Origin of the sequence: Escherichia sp. E4385 (assembly GCF_963883145.1) — a bacterium.
Taxonomy (GTDB): domain Bacteria; phylum Pseudomonadota; class Gammaproteobacteria; order Enterobacterales; family Enterobacteriaceae; genus Escherichia.
The window spans coordinates 15,474-34,740 of record NZ_CAWOOJ010000026.1; the positions used below are offsets into that span (position 1 = coordinate 15,474).

Genomic DNA, 19,267 nt, shown 5'->3' on the forward strand with positions numbered 1-19,267 from the left:
ATATTTACATATATATCGATAAAGATCATGTTTGATATCAAGATTTGTCTAAAGAAACAGAATGATCTGCTTATTTGCTAAACAACGCTTTGTTCAACAAGAAAATTGTCAGGGAGAATGCGTGAGTGGCGGAAAAATATAAATAGAAGAGTAATGATTAATAAATTGATAATGTAAAATTAATATCTTCTCTGATATAAGAAAATTAAGACATAGATCGTATAATAATCGATGTTTGGTTTTTCGTGGAAAAAAAGAGCAATGCCAATTTTATGCGCGCAATGGCATTGCCCGATATACAGTAAAGTTAAGACGTAGGTACCGCCTCTTTTTGTTTAACCGGCTGTGTGGTTGATTTACCGGTCGGACGCGTTGCCGGAACATTGTCACACGGTTGTTCTTTCGGGCAGATCAAATCGAGCATTTTCAGCGTGACGCCATTGGTCCAGCCAAAGCCATCCTGCAACGGGTATTCGCCACCGCCGCCACCTGTTCCGGTGGTACTGACATCATATTTCTCGACCAGCTTCTTCTCCCGGTCATAAGTGTGCTGAACATTGGTCAGGAAGTGCCAGCTAATGTCCATCGCCACCTCGTTCTGCCCGTAGTTTTGCAACCCTTCAGTCGCGACCCATTGCAGGGGAGCCCAGCCATTTGGCGCATCCCATTGCTGTCCACTTTTAACCGATGTGGTGTTCAGTCCGCCTGGTTGCAACAGATGTGTTTTAGTGGCAGCAGCCATTTTGGTCGCGCGATCTTTTGCCGCTGCATTGACATAAAGCGGGAACAGGGCGGCGGCAGTTAACTGATTGCGTACTTTATCGCTCTTCAGATCGTAGTCGGCATACCAGCCATGTTGATCGTTCCACAGGTATTTTTCGATCCCTTTCTGACGGGCATCGGCGAGCGTTTCATATTGGCTGGCCATCGCGTTATCCCCGGCGACTTTACTGGCGCGGGAGAGAATTTTCTCCATCTTATACATCAGACTATTGAGATCGACCGGTACGATGCTGGTGGTGCGTAACGTATTTAACTGCTGCGGGTTGTCCATCCAGCGTGAACTGAAATCCCAGCCAGACGCGGCGGCAGAACGCAGATCGCGGTAAATTTCAGTGGCAGGGCGGTTCGGATTACTTTTGGCGGTGGCAATATCTTCTACCCACGACTCCGGGCGTGGCGTATCGTGGTCATCCCAATAGCGGTTAAGAATAGTGCCATCCTTGAGTTTAACAACGCGTTTTTCCTGTTGCCCAGCCTGCAGGTTTTCAATACCGTCCATCCAGTACGCGTACTCTTTTTGCAGTTGCGGCAGATATTGTTTCAACGCGTCGTCACCTTCATGTTGCGCGAGTAACTCTACCATCAAGGCAAAAAAGGGCGGCTGCGATCGGCTCAAATAATAGCTGCGGTTACCGTTTGGAATATGCCCATAAGTATCTATTTCATGACCAAAGTTTGCCACCATGTCCGCCACTTTATCCCAGTGACCGCTTTCGGCAAGCCCCAGCATGGTGAAGTAACTGTCCCAGTAATACACTTCGCGAAAACGACCTCCCGGCACGACATAGGGTTTCGGCAACGGCAACAGAGAATCCCATTGTTCGGTACTTTCGGTAGAACGGGTTAACACCGGCCAAAGTCCGTCAATGTGTTCGCGCAGTGACTGCCCCTTTGGAGGCACATATTTTTCTCCCTCTTTCGGCAGGGTGAAATTAACGTTAACGAAATGGCGCAGATCGAACCCGCTCTGATTCTGCTGCATCCGGTAGTCTGCGAGGATCATTAATGGATCGCTGTTAGGAATGGCATCGGCAAAAGTTTTTTGATCAGGAAAAAGTTTGGCGTTTTGCACATCGTTAAACAGAGGGCCTAACAAAATATCAGGCGATTGTGGCGTCACCGGTGTTTCTTCTGCCTGTGCAGATAGCGCGGTGGCACACAATAATACGGCAGCAGGTATTAACGCCACTTTCTGCGAGCGACGAGGGACAAGTGGTTTCATCAATCATTCTCCTTTGGCGATACCGAACAAAACGGTATTCAAGTATCAGAAAACCTTAGTTCAGGATCGCCGTAAGAGCATGATTGAAATCTTTTTCTGCGAACTGACAGACAAATCTAATTTAACTCTGATGCCTGAAGCATTGTGCTTTTACATCCAGCGTTAGCGTCTCTTCAGGTTGAATCGAATACAGCTTCTCTCCCTGCTGACAAATCCAGCCAATACCCAGTTCACGGGCAATTAGAGCGCTGTGGGATACCGGACTTCCGGCACTAAGGCAGATGCCCTTAACGACTGTCGGATCCAGTTGAAGTACCGTGGAGGGATAAATGTTCTCCGCCAGTAAAATGGTCGGCGCGCTAAACTGAGGGAGTTCTTCTTTTGTCTGTGTCAGGTGGAGCAGGGTGCGATGCAGAAGATCGTCCACATCAATATAGCGAGCCTGCAAATATTCATCATCAATCTGCTGGTATTGCTGGCTAAGTTCTTTAAGAACCTGCTGCCAGGCATACTCCGCCGTGCAATGTTCATGCTGAAGGAGTTCGCTTGCCGCTACCCGCAGTTCAGGATCGTCTAATAGTGTATGGTGACCGGAAAAAATTGCTGCGATATCGTCGAGCCCGCTTGCTTCTGCCTTTGCCGTTAACGTCATCAGATCTAACAACGTGAAGTCAATTGCCTGGCGTAACCGTTCCTGTTCTTCTTCCACGCTCAGTGATGATTTCGCCTGTACTGTGCATAAAACCGGTTGATAATAAAAGGCTTTGCCTGTGACAGGCGGAACTGGACGCAGAGTTGGCGGTGCTATCTCTTCCATTTCACCAAAGTTATCTTCAGCCAACTGGCGAAAAGCGGCTAACGCCTCTTCAGCCTCTGGCCCTTTTGCAATCAGGCGCAGCGTATCGTTACAGCGGACTTGTAACAGTGCAATCTGGTTAATACTTTCCGGTGTTACGCACTTACCGTTTTTCTCCAACAACATGTCTGCATTAAATGTCGATAAGGTATAGACCAGTCGGGAGGCTGGACGGACGTGGAGTCCGTTACGGTTTTTAATCACCACTGCCAGAGAACGGGCTTCTTCATCGTGCGAGGGGCATATGTCGGAGATTTCAGTAGCGGATGATGGTAAACCCAGTTGTTCTCGTTTGGCTTCCAGCGCATGCATGGCGTCATGGATGACTTTGTCGATATCCGCTCCCGAGGCTGCGCTGACGGCGGCGGCTAACGTTCCTTCGACCAACGGTGCAGCGCACAAACGTACTCTCGCGGCGATCTCTGGCGCCAGCAATTCCAGTGCGGTTTCTGCACTCAATAACGCACTACCCATATCCATCATGACCAACACATGGTCGGCATCGGCAACGGATTCGATGGCTTCCATCACTTTGACGGCATCTGTACCGATGGGATTCTGCGGATCGTCAATTCCTGCGGCAATGGCGATTTTACAACTATCGCCCATTAACATCTGGCGAGCTAATTCACCGACACCTTCTCCCAGTCGGGCGCTATGTGAAACTATGACCAGGTTTACCATCACCAATTCCTTACTCTTTTGCGGCTAACGCCAACATTTGCATCATAAACATCACGGAGGTTGCACCAGGATCCTGGTGACCAATACTGCGTTCACCGAGATAACTGGCGCGGCCTTTGCGGGCTTGCATCGTAATCGTGCTTTGTGCGGCGGATTCCGCGACGCTACTGGCGGCTTCGAGCGCCGCCGGAACAGAAAGGTTTTGCTCACTGGACTGGCGTAACGACTCAACCACCGGCCCCCAGACATCGCACATGGTTTTATCGCCGGGTTCTGCTTTCCCCCGACTGATTACGCCGTCTGCGCCATCACGGAACATCTGATAAAGCTCTATCAACGTCAGGCTTTGACGTGCCTGAGTGGCCTGTGCCGCACGGATAAAGAACGTACCGAACAGTGGGCCGCTGGCACCGCCGACGCTGGAAAGCAACGTCATGCCGGTATTCTTGAGAATGAAACCGATGTCTTTATCCGCGATGGCAGGGAGTTTTTCCACCACTTTGCTAAAGCCACGATTCATATTTAGCCCGTGGTCAGCATCGCCGATTTCACGATCCAGCCCGGTAAGATAATCGCTCTCTTTGCTGAAAATTTCTCCACAGCGAGTGAGCCAGGTAACAATTTGAGTTCTGCTCAGTGACATGGTTATCTCCTTATTTACCCCAGTTAAGCGCCGGGGTGTGGACCGGGGCGTCCCATAACGCCAGCGTTTCGTCATCAACTTTCAGTAAGGTGATGGAAAAACCGGTCATGTCCAGTGAGGTGCAGTACGCGCCGATTAAATTGCGCTCGATAGTCAAGCCAGCTTGCTGGCAACGCGTGGTCAGGCGGTTATAGATGCCATACAGTTCAGAAAGCGGTGTCGCGCCAAGATTGTTGACCAGCGCAATCACTCGATCGCCAGACTGAAGCGGTTGTTTAGTTTGCGTCTCTTCCTGCCAGCTACCTTGTCGATAATCCCAGAAGCGCAGCGTGCGGTGGTATGTGCCATTTTCCAGCAGCGTGTCGAACATTTCATCGACAGTTTGATCAAGAGAGGAGAAGGGGCGGCGGTCAATACCCGGCTCACCATGAATGCCGACACCAAATTCCATTTCATTATCTGCCAGCGTAAAAGAAGGTTTGCCTGCAGCAGGAACGGTACAGGCACCGAGGGCGATACCAATAGAGTGGCCCTGATTGTTCAACTTACGCCCCAGTTGTGCACAAGCCTCCAGTGAGTCGCCGCGTTCTGCCGCTGCGCCAACAATTTTTTCAATTAATACTGTATTGGCAACGCCGCGCCGCCCGGCGGTATAAAGACTGTCTTTTACTGCGACGTCGTCATCAATGACCACGGTGGTCACTTTTACGCCACTATCGTGCAGTAATTCGGTCGCTGTCTCGAAGTTAAGAATATCGCCGGTATAATTTTTGATAATCAGCAGTACACCTTCGCCACCATCGATTTGCATGGCACATTCAAAAATTTTATCGGGCGTCGGTGAGGTGAAAATTTCGCCCGGACACGCCCCCGAGAGCATACCCTGGCCAATATAACCACAGTGCATGGGTTCGTGTCCGCTGCCGCCGCCCGACAATAACGCCACTTTCCCTGCAATTGGCGCATCGGCTCGGGTGACATACACCGGATCCTGATGCAGCGCCAGCGAAGGATACGCTTTCGCCAGTCCCGCCAGTTGTTCGTTCAGTACGTCTTGCACATCATTGATCAATTTTTTCATTATTTTGCTCCAGCAATTAGGGTAGGGCATGGATGATGTTCAACGACACGGCGACCACTGACTGCCGATAAATCCATTGTGCATCAGGGAGGGGAAAAGAAAATTAACCCAAATTATGTTTCATAATGAAACATATGCTTTAATAAATGTTCCATAACGGAACAATGCCGAATCTGGATAAGTAAATTTGCGATGCGGAACACCTTTTTGTCATAAGGGCAGCAAATATGAATGACGGTTTTAACAACCAGCAACAGAGCGTATCTCCCTTGATAGCAGCATCCTGGGAGCGATGCCGCAAGCTGATGAAACGGGAGTCATGGAGCGTACCGCATCAGGCTCGGGGCGTGACATTTGCTTCTATCTATCGGCGTAAGGAAGCGATGCTGGCACTCGGGCAAGCGGCACTGGAAGATGCCTGGGAATATATGGAATCGCGGGCGTGCGGACTGTTCATCCTTGATGAAACCGCCTGCATCCTTAGTCGTTATGGCGATCCGCAAACGTTGCACCAGCTTAGTGTCCTGGGATTCAATGACGGCACGTATTGCGCAGAGGGAATTATTGGTACTTGTGCGCTATCGTTAGCGGCTATCTCCGGTCAGGCAGTGAAAACGATGGCCGATCAACATTTCAAGCAGGCGCTATGGGATTGGGCATTTTGTGCAACGCCACTGTTTGACAGCAAGGGCCGATTAACGGGAACGATAGCGCTGGCGTGTCCGGTTGAGCAAACCACCGCAGCCGATTTGCCGTTGACGCTGGCAATTGCGCGCGAGGTAGGAAATTTACTGCTGACAGACAGTTTACTGGCTGAAACAAACCGGCATTTAAATCAGCTTAACGCCTTGCTAGAAAGTATGGACGATGGCGTGATTAGCTGGGACGAGCAGGGTAATTTGCAATTTATCAATGCCCAGGCGGCGCGTGTTTTGTGTCTGGACGCGACGGCAAGTCAGGGAAGGGCGATCACTGAGCTATTAACGCTACCAACCGTATTGCAACAGGCAATAAAGCAAGCTCATCCCCTCAAACATGTGGAAGCGACTTTTGAAAGTCAGCACCAGTTTATTGATGCGGTCATTACCCTTAAACCGATAATTGAAACGCAAGGGACCAGCTTTATTCTGTTGCTCCATCCGGTAGAACAGATGCGGCAGTTGATGACCAGTCAATTAGGAAAAGTCAGCCATACCTTCGCTCATATGCCACAGGACGATCCGCAAACCCGCCGGTTGATCCATTTTGGCCGCCAGGCGGCGCGCAGCAGTTTCCCGGTGCTACTCTGTGGAGAAGAAGGCGTTGGCAAGGCACTGTTAAGCCAGGCCATTCACAATGAAAGCGAGCGTGCGGCGGGTCCCTATATCGCGGTTAATTGCGAGTTATATGGCGATGCGGCGCTGGCGGAAGAATTTATTGGTGGCGATCGAACGGAGAATGAAAATGGTCGTCTGAGTCGGCTGGAACTGGCACATGGAGGCACGTTGTTCCTTGAAAAGATTGAATATCTGGCGGCAGAGTTACAGTCTGCGTTGCTCCAGGTCATCAAACAAGGCGTCATCACAAGACTGGATGCGCGGCGTTTAATACCCATTGATGTCAAAGTGATTGCCACTACAACAGCGGATCTGGCGATGCTGGTGGAGCAGAATCGCTTTAGTCGCCAGCTTTATTACGCGCTTCATGCATTTGAAATTACCATCCCTCCTTTGCGGATGCGGCGCGACAGTATTCCGGCGCTGGTGAATAACAAATTACGCAGTCTTGAAAAACGCTTCTCTACGCGTCTGAAAATTGATGACGATGCGCTTACTCGCCTGGTTTCTTGCGCATGGCCTGGCAATGATTTTGAACTTTACAGCGTCATCGAGAATCTTGCGCTGAGTAGCGAAAACGGACGCATTCGTGTCAGTGATTTGCCGGAACACCTGTTTACTGAACAGGCGACAGATGATGCCAGCGCTACACGCCTTTCTACCAGTCTGTCATTCGCGGAAGTTGAAAAAGAAGCGATTATTAACGCGGCCCAGGTTACTGGCGGACGTATTCAGGAAATGTCGGTTTTACTCGGGATTGGTCGCACTACGCTGTGGCGAAAAATGAAGCAATACGGCATTGATGCGAGTCAGTTTAAGCGCCGTGGATAGCGGGAAAGTAGGCACTCCCCCGCGTATGACTTGCTAATTAATAGCGACCATGACTGCCATGATTTGGCCCACCATTTGAAGGTGGCATTGGCTTACCGGAAGCCGCAGGACCTCGCGGGCCATCGTTGTGGCGGTGATGATGGTGAGGAACACAAGCACTTAACAGGCTCGCAAAGACAATTGCTAACAGACTGAAGGTAAATGTTTTTTTCATGACAAACTCTTGAACGGTTAATGCACTGTGATTGTTATCACATAAAAGCCGCATTGTTAATATTGCCAGGAGTCTGATTATGAGTTTCGGTAACACAGAATTGAAAGAAGCAGCGTAGCAGGCGTAAAAAAGCCATTATGTGCGACTCACATAATGGCTCGTTATTAACCGCCAGGATATTACGTGGAATTAGACGTTGAACAGGAAGTTCATCACATCGCCATCTTTAACGATGTAGTCTTTACCTTCTGCACGCATTTTGCCCGCTTCTTTCGCACCTTGTTCACCTTTGTAAGTGATGAAGTCTTCAAACGAGATGGTTTGTGCGCGGATAAAGCCTTTTTCAAAATCGGTGTGGATTTTACCAGCTGCCTGCGGCGCGGTTGCACCAACCGGAATGGTCCATGCGCGTACTTCTTTCACCCCAGCGGTGAAGTAAGTTTGCAGGTTCAGCAGTTTATAACCGGCACGGATCACACGGTTCAGGCCTGGTTCTTCCAGTCCCAGTTCCTGCATAAACTCGTCACGTTCTTCGTCGTCCAGTTCGGCAATGTCAGCTTCAACAGCAGCACAAACCGGAACCACAACAGAACCTTCTTTCGCCGCGATTTCACGCACCTGGTCAAGATACGGGTTGTTTTCAAAACCGTCTTCGTTGACGTTGGCGATGTACATCGTTGGTTTCAGCGTCAGGAAGCTCAGGTAACGAATCGCCGCTTTCTCTTCTGCACTTAAATCCAGCGCGCGCAGCATGCCTGCGTTTTCCAGCTGTGGCAGGCATTTTTCCAGTACCGCCAGCTCAGCTTTCGCGTCTTTATCGCCACCTTTGGCTTTCTTCTGTACGCGGTGAATCGCACGTTCGCAGGTGTCGAGATCCGCCAGCGCCAGTTCGGTGTTGATAACGTCAATATCGTCCGCCGGGTTAACTTTGCCGGAAACGTGAATGATATTGTCATTCTCAAAGCAGCGAACAACGTGGCCGATCGCTTCGGTTTCACGAATGTTGGTCAGGAACTGGTTACCCAGACCTTCACCTTTCGACGCGCCTTTTACCAGACCGGCGATATCGACAAATTCCATGGTCGTGGGAAGCGTACGCTGCGGTTTTACGATTTCAGCCAGTTGATCCAGGCGAGGGTCAGGCATTGGTACGACGCCCGTGTTCGGCTCGATGGTACAGAATGGAAAGTTGGCCGCTTCAATACCGGCTTTGGTCAGCGCGTTGAACAGGGTAGATTTCCCGACGTTGGGCAAACCGACGATACCGCATTTGAATCCCATGATTTAAATCACCTTAATATCTTAATAATCAACCTGTTATCACAAACAGATTGCAGAAATGGAAATAACTTTGCCTATTATACACGGCACTCGGCAAAAATGCCGCAGACAACGACTTATTGCGCTTTAAAGGCGTGCAATCGGTTCGTTGCTTTGGTCAAACCATCTGTAAACCACATTTCAGTACAACGCGCCGCTTCGTCGATGGCTTCATCAATTAACTTCTGTTCACTAACAGGTGGTTTGCCTAACACAAACCCGACAACTTTGTTTTTATCGCCCGGATGACCGATTCCGATGCGTAAACGGTGAAAGTTAGGGTTATTACCCAATTTACTGATGATGTCTTTCAGTCCATTGTGACCACCGTGGCCACCGCCCAATTTAAATTTGGCGACGCCCGGAGGCAGATCCAGTTCGTCGTGAGCGACCAGAATTTCGTCCGGATTAATGCGGAAAAAACTGGCCATCGCGGCGACGGCTTTGCCGCTGAGATTCATAAATGTAGTCGGGACTAACAGGCGGACATCTTCGCCTCCGAGGGTAACTCGCGAGGTATAACCAAAGAATTTAGCCTCTTCGCGCAGGGGAGCGCGTAAACGCTCCGCCAGTAAGTCAACGAACCAGGCGCCAGCATTATGTCGCGTTGCGGCGTATTCAGCGCCGGGGTTCGCCAGGCCGACAATCAATTTAATCGTCACGTTTTTTTGTCCTGAGTGAGTACATAACTGGCGCGTAGTTTACTGGTTGCGGCCCCGCTTGACAAAAAACAGCGTGTTAAACGCAGATAACATAATAATTGCCAGTATCGACTATTAGAAAGTCAAGGTGTTTAGACGGTTATTTGTAAAGTTTTGTTGAAATAAGGGTTGTAATTGTGATCACGCCCGCACATAAGCCACAGGGTGTTGTCTATACTTTACACATAAGGAAGAGGGGTATTCCCTGTTACAACCCAGAAAGTTCCGGAGGTGACACATGAAACGCAAAAACGCTTCGTTACTCGGTAACGTGCTTATGGGGTTGGGTCTGGTGGTGATGGTGGTCGGCGTGGGGTATTCAATCCTCAACCAATTACCACAGTTTGATATGCCCCAGTATTTCGCACACGGTGCAGTGCTGAGTATTTTCGTCGGTGCCATTCTCTGGTTGGCGGGAGCCCGTGTTGGCGGGCATGAACAGGTGTGCGACCGTTACTGGTGGGTTCGCCACTATGACAAACGTTGCCGCCGTAGCGATAATCGCCGTCATAGCTAACAACTAAAGTAGTTTGCTGACCAGTCAGTTTGCGCTGACTGGTCAATTTAATGCCTTTCTTACAGATCAGCCATCGCTGCGCTGCGATTCGGGAAGAACGCCAGACGTCCCGGAATCGGTTGAATACCGGATCGGGCCATTGTACGCAGAGGCTGGAATTCCACGTTACACACGCGCAGTTCACACCCTTCAGGCAGGCGCTTCACAAAACGCTGGAACGCATCAAGACCACCGGCATCAAGCACCGGAACGGCATCCCACTTCAGAATAACAATCCGTTTTCCTTCCAGACGTGATTCCAGGTCGGTGAACAGACCTTCAGCCGCCGCGAAAAACAGCGGGCCAATAACACGCAAGACCAGCACATCATCAGGAACGTCTACTGCCACCGGCGCCAGACGAGTCATACGGGCGATACGGCGCATAAACAGCAACGATGCCAGAACAATCCCCACGCTGATGGCAATAACCATATCAAACAGCACGGTCAGTGACATACACAGCAGCATGACGATGATGTCATCTTTCGGCGCATGACGCAGCAAGTCGACCACTTTGTGCGCTTCACTCATGTTCCACGCCACCATCAACAGCAAGGCCGCCATGGCGGAAAGCGGCAGCCAGGAGAGCAGTGGTGCCAGTACCAGCAGGGCGAGAATAACCAGAATAGAGTGGATCACCGCCGAGATAGGGGAAGTTGCCCCAGCACGGACGTTAGCGGCAGAACGCGCGATGGCAGCAGTAGCGGTAATACCACCAAAGAATGGAGCGATGATATTCCCCAGCCCCTGACCGACCAGTTCACTATTCGCCTTGTGCTTAGTCCCGGTCATACCATCCAGTACGACGGCGCAGAGCAGAGATTCGATTGCCCCGAGCATTGCCATTGAGAATGCCGCAGGCAGCAGAGTGCGAATAGAATCCCAGGTTAGTGTGAATTCTGAATTAGGCAGGTCCCACGGCAGCACCAGTTGCGGCAGCAGTTGCGGAATACCGTTACCCTGAGAACCATCGGCCAGAACGTAGTGGAATTGCGACCCGATGGTAGCAACATGTCCGCCAAGCAGGTTAACAATCCCCATCACCGCGCAACCAGCCAGCAAGGCCGGAAGGTGACCAGGTAAACGAATACCCAAACGTGGCCAGAAAATCAGAATGCCAAGCGTCACGATACCAATAGCAGCATCACCCACATTAATGGTCGGCAGCGCCATAAATAATGCGCCGACTTTTTGTAGATAATGTTCCGGGACATGAGCCATTTGCAGACCGAGAAAATCTTTAATCTGCATGGTACCGATGGTGATCCCGATACCCGAGGTAAAACCTAAGGTGACGGAAACCGGAATATATTCAATCAGACGACCAAAGCGCGCCAGACCCATCAGGATCAAAAAGATCCCCGACAACAACGTCGCAACCAGCAGGCCTGCCAGTCCAAACTGTTGCGAAACGGGATAGAGAATTACTACAAATGCTGCAGTCGGACCGGAAACGCTAAAGCGCGACCCACCCGTCAGAGCTATGACAATCCCCGCAACGGCAGCGGTATATAAACCGTATTGAGGAGCCACACCACTGCCAATTGCCAACGCCATCGCCAGAGGAATAGCAATAATCCCAACGGTTATCCCGGCAATCAGGTCACGGGTAAACCGTGCGGCAGTGTATTTTTCTTTCCAGCAAGCGTCGATCAGAGCGCGGAAAGGCATCACATGTGAGGAAAATATTTTGTTCACAATAATGTTTCATCCGTGAGCGCATCATCTGTCAACTAAATGGCAGGTGAAGGAGGCATAGGTCATACAAATGGATATTACAGACAAAAAAACCCGCCGCAGCGGGTCTTTGAGCCGGGTTCGATTAATGTTCGAACATGGCAGAGATCGATTCTTCGTTGCTGATACGACGAATCGCTTCGGCCAGCATACCTGACAGGGTCAGAGTACGCACGTTCGGCAGTGATTTGATTTCATCGCTCAGCGGAATGGTATCGCAGACAACGACTTCATCAATTACAGAGTTACGCAGGTTGTTCGCCGCGTTGCCAGAGAAGATCGGGTGAGTCGCGTACGCAAATACACGCTTAGCACCACGTTCTTTCAGAGCTTCAGCAGCTTTACACAGCGTACCGCCAGTGTCGATCATATCATCGACCAGTACGCAGTCACGACCTGCAACGTCACCGATGATATGCATCACCTGGGAAACGTTCGCACGCGGACGACGTTTGTCGATGATTGCCATATCGGTATCGTTCAGCAGCTTAGCGATAGCGCGGGCACGCACAACGCCGCCGATGTCCGGGGAAACCACAATCGGGTTATCCAGATTCAGCTGCAGCATGTCTTCCAGCAGGATCGGGCTACCAAATACGTTATCAACCGGAACGTCGAAGAAACCCTGAATCTGTTCAGCGTGCAGATCCACTGTCAGCACACGGTCAACACCGACGCTGGAGAGGAAGTCTGCAACCACTTTCGCAGTGATTGGTACACGAGCGGAACGGACGCGACGGTCCTGGCGCGCATAGCCAAAGTAGGGGATAACAGCGGTGATACGACCTGCGGAAGCACGACGCAGGGCATCAACCATCACGACTAATTCCATCAGGTTGTCGTTAGTAGGGGCACAAGTGGACTGGATGATGAAAATATCACCACCGCGTACATTTTCGTTAATTTGTACGCTGACTTCGCCGTCGCTAAAGCGACCTACAGCGGCGTCGCCGAGTGAAGTGTACAGGCGGTTGGCAATACGTTGTGCTAGTTCCGGGGTGGCGTTACCAGCAAAAAGCTTCATATCAGGCACGAGAAGAACCTCAGGCATGCGTCCATTGGTGGAAAGAATCTGCCGAAAACTGTGCGGGCCAGGCAATATTCTTTCCAGGCGGTGTATTAAAGAGCGCGATGCAACGTCTGGAACAAGGTGACGTTGTCACCGAAACTCAGCTTGCCCGGCTTAAAGCATGGCTCTGTGCAATGGGGAAAGATTGACACCTTTCGCCACAAAGCCATTGAGCCATTCCGGGGCTTGCTCTAGCACCTGGCGGGCTTCAGACTCTGTATCAAATTCAGCAAAGACACAGGCCCCTGTCCCAGTCAGGCGCGACGGGGCGTATTCTAACAGCCAGGAAAGCACCGCATCAACCTCGCGAAAACGTTTTCTTGCGATAACCTCGCAATCATTGCTGAATTCACATTTTAGCAACGTTTCTATTGACCTTTTCGCCGTGTTGCGCGGGAGTTCGGGATCTTTAAAAATCATTGGTGTAGGAATATTCACGCCAGGGTGCGCAACCAGATACCATCTCTCTGGTGGATTCACCGGCGTTAATATTTCGCCGACCCCTTCGGCAAAAGCAGCATGACCACGGACAAAAACCGGAACATCTGCGCCCAGCGTCAGCCCGATTTCTGCCAACTCATCAACACTCAGTCCGCATTGCCACAGATGATTTAAAGCTACCAGAACTGTTGCGGCATTGGATGAACCACCGCCCAGACCACCACCCATAGGCAAACGCTTGTCAATGCTGATATCTGCACCACTTCCTTTCGGAAGACGCCCACTGGCGGCAGCTGCTTTCATCAACAACCGTGCCGCGCGAACAATCAGATTATCTTCGTGTTCCACACCTTCAACTGGCGTTAACAGGCGGATTTCCCCATCGTTGCGAAGTCCAATGCTGATAGTGTCGCCGTAATCCAGAAACTGAAACAGCGTTTGCAGCGTGTGGTAGCCGTCCGCACGCTGACCGGTAATGTATAAAAACAGATTAAGCTTTGCCGGAGAAGGCCACTGAGTCCGCATTATTTCACTATCCAGTTATCCATTTTTAACTTGATGCGCTGACCGCCTTCGGTGAGTTCCATATTGGCAGGCATCGCAGGTTGCGTTTTAGTGTCATAACCGCCGTATACCACTTTCCATTTTTTACCGTTCTGACTATAGGTAATTTCGCTCAGGCGGTACTGGTCGTCCAGTTTGTAGTCGGTTGCATCACCTGGCAAACCTAAAATCCACTGGCGCAAACTGTTGAGCGGAATCGGCATTCCGGTCAATTTGCCAATCATCTCTTCGGCGTCATCGGCGGTGTAACGCTGGCCTTTATTGTCCACTAACTGCACATTACCCGGCTGGGCATTCAACTCCAGCTCAGTGCTGCCCAATGGGTTAGTCAGCAGCAGACGGTAGCGATCCTGGCCAGTTTGCTGCCAGAAGAAACGGGCATACACTTTTTGTTGGTCAGAAATATAGGCAAACGCACCGCGTGTCTGGTACTGATTCAGGTTGCGCACGTCTTGCTGATGCTGACGCCACTGTGGCGAATCCGGGCTTTTGCCCGGACCTTTCGGCGTCGTAACGGAACAGGCCGTGAGCACGAGAGCAGCCAGCGGTAGCAGGCGGATAAAGCGAAAATCGGGCAGGGGCATAATAATGACAAGTCCTTGAGATACGTTGCAGTTATAACCCTTAATGCTAGCGTTACCGTCAGCCATCGTCTATGTTCAAGTTGTCTTAATTGCCAGAATCTAACGGGTTTAGGCAATTACTCCAAAAGGGGGCGCTCTCTTTTATTGATCCCGCGCATCCTGTATGATGCGAGCAGACTAACCATATCAACGTTGGTATTATTTCCCGCAGACATGACCCTTTTAGCACTCGGTATCAACCATAAAACGGCACCTGTATCGCTGCGAGAACGTGTATCGTTTTCGCCGGATAAGCTCGATCAGGCGCTGGACAGTCTGCTCGCGCAGCCGATGGTGCAGGGCGGCGTGGTGCTGTCGACGTGTAACCGCACAGAACTTTATCTTAGCGTTGAAGAGCAGGATAACCTGCAAGAGGCGCTCATTCGCTGGTTGTGCGATTACCATAATCTCAACGAAGAAGATCTGCGTAATAGCCTCTATTGGCATCAGGATAACGACGCGGTCAGCCATTTAATGCGTGTTGCCAGTGGCCTGGACTCATTGGTATTGGGCGAGCCGCAAATCCTCGGCCAGGTAAAAAAAGCCTTTGCCGATTCGCAAAAAGGCCATATGAAGGCCAGCGAACTGGAGCGTATGTTCCAGAAATCTTTCTCCGTGGCGAAACGCGTTCGCACTGAAACGGATATTGGCGCCAGTGCGGTATCTGTTGCATTTGCGGCTTGTACGCTGGCGCGGCAGATCTTTGAATCGCTCTCTACGGTGACCGTATTGCTGGTTGGCGCGGGCGAAACCATCGAGCTGGTGGCGCGTCATCTGCGCGAACACAAAGTACAGAAGATGATTATCGCCAACCGTACTCGCGAACGCGCCCAAATTCTGGCAGATGAAGTCGGCGCGGAAGTGATTGCCCTGAGCGATATCGACGAGCGTCTGAGTGAAGCCGATATCATCATCAGTTCCACCGCTAGCCCGCTGCCGATTATCGGTAAAGGCATGGTGGAGCGCGCATTAAAAAGTCGTCGCAACCAACCGATGCTGCTGGTCGATATTGCCGTTCCACGCGATGTTGAGCCAGAAGTTGGCAAACTGGCGAATGCCTACCTTTACAGCGTTGATGATCTGCAAACCATTATTTCGCACAACCTGGCGCAACGTAAAGCCGCCGCAGTTGAGGCGGAAACTATCGTCGCCCAGGAAACCAGCGAATTTATGGCGTGGCTACGCGCACAAAGCGCCAGCGAAACCATTCGCGATTATCGCAGCCAGGCTGAACAAGTTCGCGATGAGTTAACCGCCAAAGCGTTAGCGGCCCTGGAACAGGGCGGCGACGCGCAAGCCATAATGCAGGATCTGGCATGGAAACTGACTAACCGCCTGATCCATGCGCCAACGAAATCACTTCAACAGGCCGCCCGTGACGGGGATAACGAACGCCTGAATATTCTGCGCGACAGCCTCGGGCTGGAGTAGCAGTACATCATTTTCTTTTTTACAGGGTGCATTTACGCCTATGAAGCCTTCTATCGTTGCCAAACTGGAAGCCCTGCATGAACGCCATGAAGAAGTTCAGGCACTGCTGGGTGATGCGCAAACCATCGCCGACCAGGAACGTTTTCGCGCATTATCACGTGAATATGCGCAGTTAAGTGATGTTTCGCGCTGTTTCACCGACTGGCAACAGGTTCAGGAAGATATTGAAACCGCGCAGATGATGCTCGACGATCCGGAAATGCGCGAGATGGCGCAGGATGAGCTGCGTGAAGCTAAAGAAAAAAGCGAGCAACTGGAGCAACAGTTACAGGTTCTTTTGCTGCCAAAAGATCCCGATGACGAACGTAACGCCTTCCTTGAAGTGCGTGCCGGAACTGGTGGTGATGAAGCGGCGCTGTTCGCTGGCGATCTGTTCCGTATGTACAGCCGCTACGCCGAAGCCCGCCGCTGGCGTGTAGAAATCATGAGCGCCAGCGAGGGTGAACATGGCGGTTATAAAGAGATCATCGCCAAAATTAGCGGTGATGGTGTGTATGGACGTTTGAAATTCGAATCTGGCGGCCATCGCGTGCAGCGTGTTCCTGCGACGGAATCGCAAGGGCGTATTCATACTTCTGCTTGTACCGTAGCGGTAATGCCGGAGCTGCCGGAAGCGGAACTACCGGATATCAACCCGGCAGATTTGCGCATCGATACTTTCCGTTCCTCAGGCGCAGGTGGTCAGCACGTCAACACCACCGATTCGGCAATTCGTATTACCCACTTGCCGACCGGTATTGTTGTTGAATGTCAGGACGAACGTTCGCAGCATAAAAACAAAGCGAAGGCGCTTTCAGTGCTCGGTGCTCGTATCCATGCGGCGGAAATGGCAAAACGCCAGCAGGCAGAGGCTTCCACCCGTCGCAACTTGCTGGGTAGCGGCGATCGCAGCGATCGTAACCGTACCTATAACTTCCCGCAGGGGCGTGTTACCGATCACCGCATCAACCTGACGCTCTACCGTCTGGATGAAGTGATGGAGGGTAAACTGGATATGCTGATAGAACCGATCGTCCAGGAACATCAGGCCGACCAACTGGCGGCGTTGTCCGAGCAGGAATAATGGAATATCAACACTGGTTACGTGAAGCAATAAGCCAACTTCAGGCGAGCGAAAGCCCGCGGCGCGATGCTGAAATCCTGCTTGAGCATGTTACCGGCAAGGGGCGCACTTATATTCTCGCCTTTGGTGAAACGCAGTTGACTGAAGAGCAATGTGAGCAACTCGACGCGCTTTTAGCCCGTCGCCGTGCCGGTGAACCTATTGCTCATTTAACCGGTGTGCGTGAGTTCTGGTCGTTGCCGTTATTTGTTTCGCCAGCGACCTTAATTCCGCGCCCGGATACGGAATGTCTGGTGGAACAGGCACTGGCGCGATTGCCTGAACAACCTTGCCGCATTCTCGATCTTGGAACTGGCACAGGGGCAATTGCACTGGCATTGGCCAGCGAACGCCCGGATTGCGAAATTACCGCTGTAGATCGTATGCCCGATGCTGTCGCCCTGGCACAACGTAATGCCCAGCATCTGGCGATCAAAAATATCCACATCCTGCAAAGCGACTGGTTTAGCGCGCTAACCGGGCAGCAGTTTACGATGATTGTCAGCAATCCGCCGTATATCGACGAGCAGGATCCACATCTTCAACAAGGCGATGTTCGCTTTGAGCCACTCACTGCGCTGGTTGCGGCAGACAGCGGAATGGCAGACATCGTGCATATCATCGAACAGTCGCGTAACGCGCTGGTATCCGGCGGTTTTCTGCTTCTGGAACATGGCTGGCAGCAGGGCGAAGCTGTGCGACAGGCATTTATCCACGCGGGATATCATGAAGTCAAAACCTGTCGGGACTATGGTGATAACGAGCGTGTAACGCTCGGTCGCTATTACCGATGATAAGTTTTAGTACGCTGCTTAGCGTTCATCTCATTAGCATCGCGCTTTCTGTTGGGCTCTTAACCCTACGATTCTGGCTACGTTACCAGGAGCATCCACTGGCATTCGCTCGTTGGACGCGCATTGTACCGCCGGTTGTCGATACGGTGTTATTGCTTAGCGGCATCGCGCTGATGGCTAAAACGCACATCCTGCCATTTTCCGGGCAGGCTGAATGGCTGACTGAAAAGCTGTTTGGAGTTATCATTTATATCGTTTTGGGTTTTATTGCACTCGATTATCGTCGGATGCACAGTCAGCAGGCGCGCATTATTGCCTTCCCGCTGGCGCTGGTGGTGCTGTACATCATCATTAAACTCGCCACCACAAAAGTACCGTTACTGGGGTAAGTCATGAGATCGTTAGCTGATTTCGAATTTAATAAAGCACCATTGTGCGAAGGCATGATCCTGGCTTGCGAAGCAATCCGCCGCGATTTTCCCTCGCAAGATGTCTACGACGAACTGGAGCGTCTCGTTAGTCTGGCGAAGGAAGAAATTAGCCAGCTTCTGCCATTAGAAGAGCAGCTGGAAAAATTAATCGCGCTGTTTTACGGCGAATGGGGGTTTAAAGCCTCACGTGGTGTTTATCGTCTTTCCGATGCATTATGGCTTGATCAAGTGCTAAAAAATCGGCAGGGCAGTGCGGTATCGTTAGGCGCCGTTTTATTGTGGGTTGCTAATCGTCTCGATTTGCCACTATTGCCGGTGATATTCCCAACGCAGCTTATATTGCGCATAGAATGCCCGGACGGAGAAATCTGGCTGATTAACCCTTTTAACGGTGAATCATTAAGCGAACATATGCTGGATGTGTGGTTAAAGGGAAATATCAGCCCGTCTGCGGAACTGTTTTATGAAGACCTGGATGAAGCCGATAACATTGAGGTTATCCGTAAACTGTTGGATACGCTGAAAGCGTCGCTGATGGAAGAAAATCAGATGGAACTGGCATTACGCACCAGCGAGGCCTTATTACAATTTAACCCGGAAGATCCGTATGAAATTCGCGATCGTGGGTTGATTTACGCGCAACTGGATTGCGAACACGTTGCGTTGAATGATTTAAATTATTTCGTTGAACAGTGTCCGGAAGACCCGATCAGCGAAATGATACGTGCGCAAATTAACAACATCGCGCATAAACATATTGTGCTGCATTAATTAATCGACACTTTACTTAAGATTAAGGCGATCCT

18 protein-coding genes are annotated in these 19,267 nt (G+C 51.0%); 7 read left to right on the forward strand and 11 right to left on the reverse strand.

What is annotated here, in order from left to right:
• Positions 1 to 307 precede the first annotated feature (307 nt).
• The 4 genes from AACS80_RS22730 to dhaK all read right to left on the reverse strand — a co-directional run bounded on the left by AACS80_RS22730 (position 308) and on the right by dhaK (position 5,269).
• Positions 308 to 2,005 carry an alpha,alpha-trehalase gene (locus AACS80_RS22730; RefSeq protein WP_135409856.1) on the reverse strand — a complete coding sequence of 566 codons (1,698 nt, stop codon included), beginning with the start codon at positions 2,003 to 2,005 and terminating at the stop codon, positions 308 to 310.
• Positions 2,006 to 2,126: 121 nt separating this feature from the next.
• Positions 2,127 to 3,545: a dihydroxyacetone kinase phosphoryl donor subunit DhaM gene (dhaM, locus tag AACS80_RS22735; RefSeq protein ID WP_130205655.1), complete on the reverse strand. Its 1,419-nt coding sequence runs from the start codon at positions 3,543 to 3,545 to the stop codon at positions 2,127 to 2,129.
• Between the two features lie 10 nt (positions 3,546 to 3,555).
• Positions 3,556 to 4,188: a dihydroxyacetone kinase subunit DhaL gene (dhaL, locus tag AACS80_RS22740; RefSeq protein ID WP_130205657.1), complete on the reverse strand. Its 633-nt coding sequence runs from the start codon at positions 4,186 to 4,188 to the stop codon at positions 3,556 to 3,558.
• 10 nt (positions 4,189 to 4,198) lie between these two features.
• Positions 4,199 to 5,269, reverse strand: coding sequence for a dihydroxyacetone kinase subunit DhaK (dhaK, locus tag AACS80_RS22745; RefSeq protein ID WP_138184010.1), 1,071 nt, complete (start codon positions 5,267 to 5,269; stop codon positions 4,199 to 4,201).
• 227 nt (positions 5,270 to 5,496) lie between these two features.
• On the opposite strand from dhaK, the gene dhaR reads away from it, so the two are divergent.
• On the forward strand, positions 5,497 to 7,416 hold the full coding sequence (dhaR, locus tag AACS80_RS22750) for a dihydroxyacetone kinase operon transcriptional regulator DhaR (RefSeq protein WP_130205661.1): 1,920 nt from the start codon (positions 5,497 to 5,499) through the stop codon (positions 7,414 to 7,416).
• A 37-nt stretch (positions 7,417 to 7,453) separates the two neighbouring features.
• Here dhaR and AACS80_RS22755 read toward each other — a convergent pair whose 3' ends face one another.
• The 3 genes from AACS80_RS22755 to pth form a co-directional block, all read right to left on the reverse strand.
• Positions 7,454 to 7,630 (reverse strand): hypothetical protein, encoded by a 177-nt coding sequence (locus AACS80_RS22755; RefSeq protein WP_165383448.1) that lies wholly within the window; start codon positions 7,628 to 7,630, stop codon positions 7,454 to 7,456.
• A 189-nt stretch (positions 7,631 to 7,819) separates the two neighbouring features.
• On the reverse strand, positions 7,820 to 8,911 hold the full coding sequence (ychF, locus tag AACS80_RS22760) for a redox-regulated ATPase YchF (RefSeq protein WP_135409858.1): 1,092 nt from the start codon (positions 8,909 to 8,911) through the stop codon (positions 7,820 to 7,822).
• A 116-nt stretch (positions 8,912 to 9,027) separates the two neighbouring features.
• Positions 9,028 to 9,612: an aminoacyl-tRNA hydrolase gene (gene pth / locus AACS80_RS22765; protein WP_000152933.1), complete on the reverse strand. Its 585-nt coding sequence runs from the start codon at positions 9,610 to 9,612 to the stop codon at positions 9,028 to 9,030.
• A gap of 277 nt (positions 9,613 to 9,889) precedes the next feature.
• On the opposite strand from pth, the gene ychH reads away from it, so the two are divergent.
• Positions 9,890 to 10,168 (forward strand): stress-induced protein YchH, encoded by a 279-nt coding sequence (ychH, locus tag AACS80_RS22770; RefSeq protein WP_064528711.1) that lies wholly within the window; start codon positions 9,890 to 9,892, stop codon positions 10,166 to 10,168.
• 59 nt (positions 10,169 to 10,227) lie between these two features.
• On the opposite strand, the gene dauA is transcribed toward ychH, so the two are convergent.
• The 4 genes from dauA to lolB form a co-directional block, all read right to left on the reverse strand.
• Positions 10,228 to 11,907 carry a C4-dicarboxylic acid transporter DauA gene (dauA, locus tag AACS80_RS22775; RefSeq protein ID WP_130205665.1) on the reverse strand — a complete coding sequence of 560 codons (1,680 nt, stop codon included), beginning with the start codon at positions 11,905 to 11,907 and terminating at the stop codon, positions 10,228 to 10,230.
• A 124-nt stretch (positions 11,908 to 12,031) separates the two neighbouring features.
• Positions 12,032 to 12,979: a ribose-phosphate diphosphokinase gene (gene prs / locus AACS80_RS22780; protein ID WP_001298109.1), complete on the reverse strand. Its 948-nt coding sequence runs from the start codon at positions 12,977 to 12,979 to the stop codon at positions 12,032 to 12,034.
• A gap of 150 nt (positions 12,980 to 13,129) precedes the next feature.
• A complete protein-coding gene (ispE, locus tag AACS80_RS22785) occupies positions 13,130 to 13,981 on the reverse strand; it encodes a 4-(cytidine 5'-diphospho)-2-C-methyl-D-erythritol kinase (protein ID WP_135409859.1) in 852 nt (283 codons plus the stop codon).
• Positions 13,981 to 14,604, reverse strand: a complete 624-nt coding sequence (gene lolB, locus AACS80_RS22790) for a lipoprotein insertase outer membrane protein LolB (RefSeq protein WP_130205669.1) — start codon at positions 14,602 to 14,604, stop codon at positions 13,981 to 13,983. The genes ispE and lolB overlap by 1 nt, the downstream gene beginning before the upstream one ends.
• 213 nt (positions 14,605 to 14,817) lie before the next feature.
• On the opposite strand from lolB, the gene hemA reads away from it, so the two are divergent.
• The 5 genes from hemA to sirB1 are packed head-to-tail and all read left to right on the forward strand — an operon-like array spanning position 14,818 to position 19,232.
• The gene (gene hemA / locus AACS80_RS22795; RefSeq protein ID WP_135409860.1) at positions 14,818 to 16,074 is read left to right on the forward strand and encodes a glutamyl-tRNA reductase; all 1,257 of its coding nucleotides are present in this window, start codon (positions 14,818 to 14,820) and stop codon (positions 16,072 to 16,074) included.
• Positions 16,075 to 16,114: 40 nt separating this feature from the next.
• Entirely contained in the window at positions 16,115 to 17,197 is a 1,083-nt protein-coding gene (gene prfA / locus AACS80_RS22800) for a peptide chain release factor 1 (RefSeq protein WP_130205673.1), read from the forward strand.
• Positions 17,197 to 18,030 (forward strand): peptide chain release factor N(5)-glutamine methyltransferase, encoded by an 834-nt coding sequence (gene prmC, locus AACS80_RS22805; protein WP_135409861.1) that lies wholly within the window; start codon positions 17,197 to 17,199, stop codon positions 18,028 to 18,030. The genes prfA and prmC overlap by 1 nt, the downstream gene beginning before the upstream one ends.
• Positions 18,027 to 18,419, forward strand: a complete 393-nt coding sequence (gene sirB2, locus AACS80_RS22810; RefSeq protein WP_135409862.1) for an invasion regulator SirB2 — start codon at positions 18,027 to 18,029, stop codon at positions 18,417 to 18,419. Before prmC ends, sirB2 begins: the two co-directional genes overlap by 4 nt.
• A 3-nt stretch (positions 18,420 to 18,422) precedes the next feature.
• Positions 18,423 to 19,232, forward strand: a complete 810-nt coding sequence (gene sirB1, locus AACS80_RS22815; protein WP_001764444.1) for an invasion regulator SirB1 — start codon at positions 18,423 to 18,425, stop codon at positions 19,230 to 19,232.
• Positions 19,233 to 19,267: the final 35 nt, after the last annotated feature.

What these genes read in the sequence shown, in the direction of transcription:
- AACS80_RS22730 (WP_135409856.1), bottom strand. Translation starts at nt 2,005, where the DNA reads ATGAAACCACTTGTCCCTCGTCGCTCGCAGAAAGTGGCGTTAATACCT.
- dhaM (WP_130205655.1), bottom strand. Translation starts at nt 3,545, where the DNA reads ATGGTAAACCTGGTCATAGTTTCACATAGCGCCCGACTGGGAGAAGGT.
- dhaL (WP_130205657.1), bottom strand. Translation starts at nt 4,188, where the DNA reads ATGTCACTGAGCAGAACTCAAATTGTTACCTGGCTCACTCGCTGTGGA.
- dhaK (WP_138184010.1), bottom strand. Translation starts at nt 5,269, where the DNA reads ATGAAAAAATTGATCAATGATGTGCAAGACGTACTGAACGAACAACTG.
- dhaR (WP_130205661.1), top strand. Translation starts at nt 5,497, where the DNA reads ATGAATGACGGTTTTAACAACCAGCAACAGAGCGTATCTCCCTTGATA.
- AACS80_RS22755 (WP_165383448.1), bottom strand. Translation starts at nt 7,630, where the DNA reads ATGAAAAAAACATTTACCTTCAGTCTGTTAGCAATTGTCTTTGCGAGC.
- ychF (WP_135409858.1), bottom strand. Translation starts at nt 8,911, where the DNA reads ATGGGATTCAAATGCGGTATCGTCGGTTTGCCCAACGTCGGGAAATCT.
- ychH (WP_064528711.1), top strand. Translation starts at nt 9,890, where the DNA reads ATGAAACGCAAAAACGCTTCGTTACTCGGTAACGTGCTTATGGGGTTG.
- ispE (WP_135409859.1), bottom strand. Translation starts at nt 13,981, where the DNA reads ATGCGGACTCAGTGGCCTTCTCCGGCAAAGCTTAATCTGTTTTTATAC.
- lolB (WP_130205669.1), bottom strand. Translation starts at nt 14,604, where the DNA reads ATGCCCCTGCCCGATTTTCGCTTTATCCGCCTGCTACCGCTGGCTGCT.
- hemA (WP_135409860.1), top strand. Translation starts at nt 14,818, where the DNA reads ATGACCCTTTTAGCACTCGGTATCAACCATAAAACGGCACCTGTATCG.
- prfA (WP_130205673.1), top strand. Translation starts at nt 16,115, where the DNA reads ATGAAGCCTTCTATCGTTGCCAAACTGGAAGCCCTGCATGAACGCCAT.
- prmC (WP_135409861.1), top strand. Translation starts at nt 17,197, where the DNA reads ATGGAATATCAACACTGGTTACGTGAAGCAATAAGCCAACTTCAGGCG.
- sirB2 (WP_135409862.1), top strand. Translation starts at nt 18,027, where the DNA reads ATGATAAGTTTTAGTACGCTGCTTAGCGTTCATCTCATTAGCATCGCG.
- sirB1 (WP_001764444.1), top strand. Translation starts at nt 18,423, where the DNA reads ATGAGATCGTTAGCTGATTTCGAATTTAATAAAGCACCATTGTGCGAA.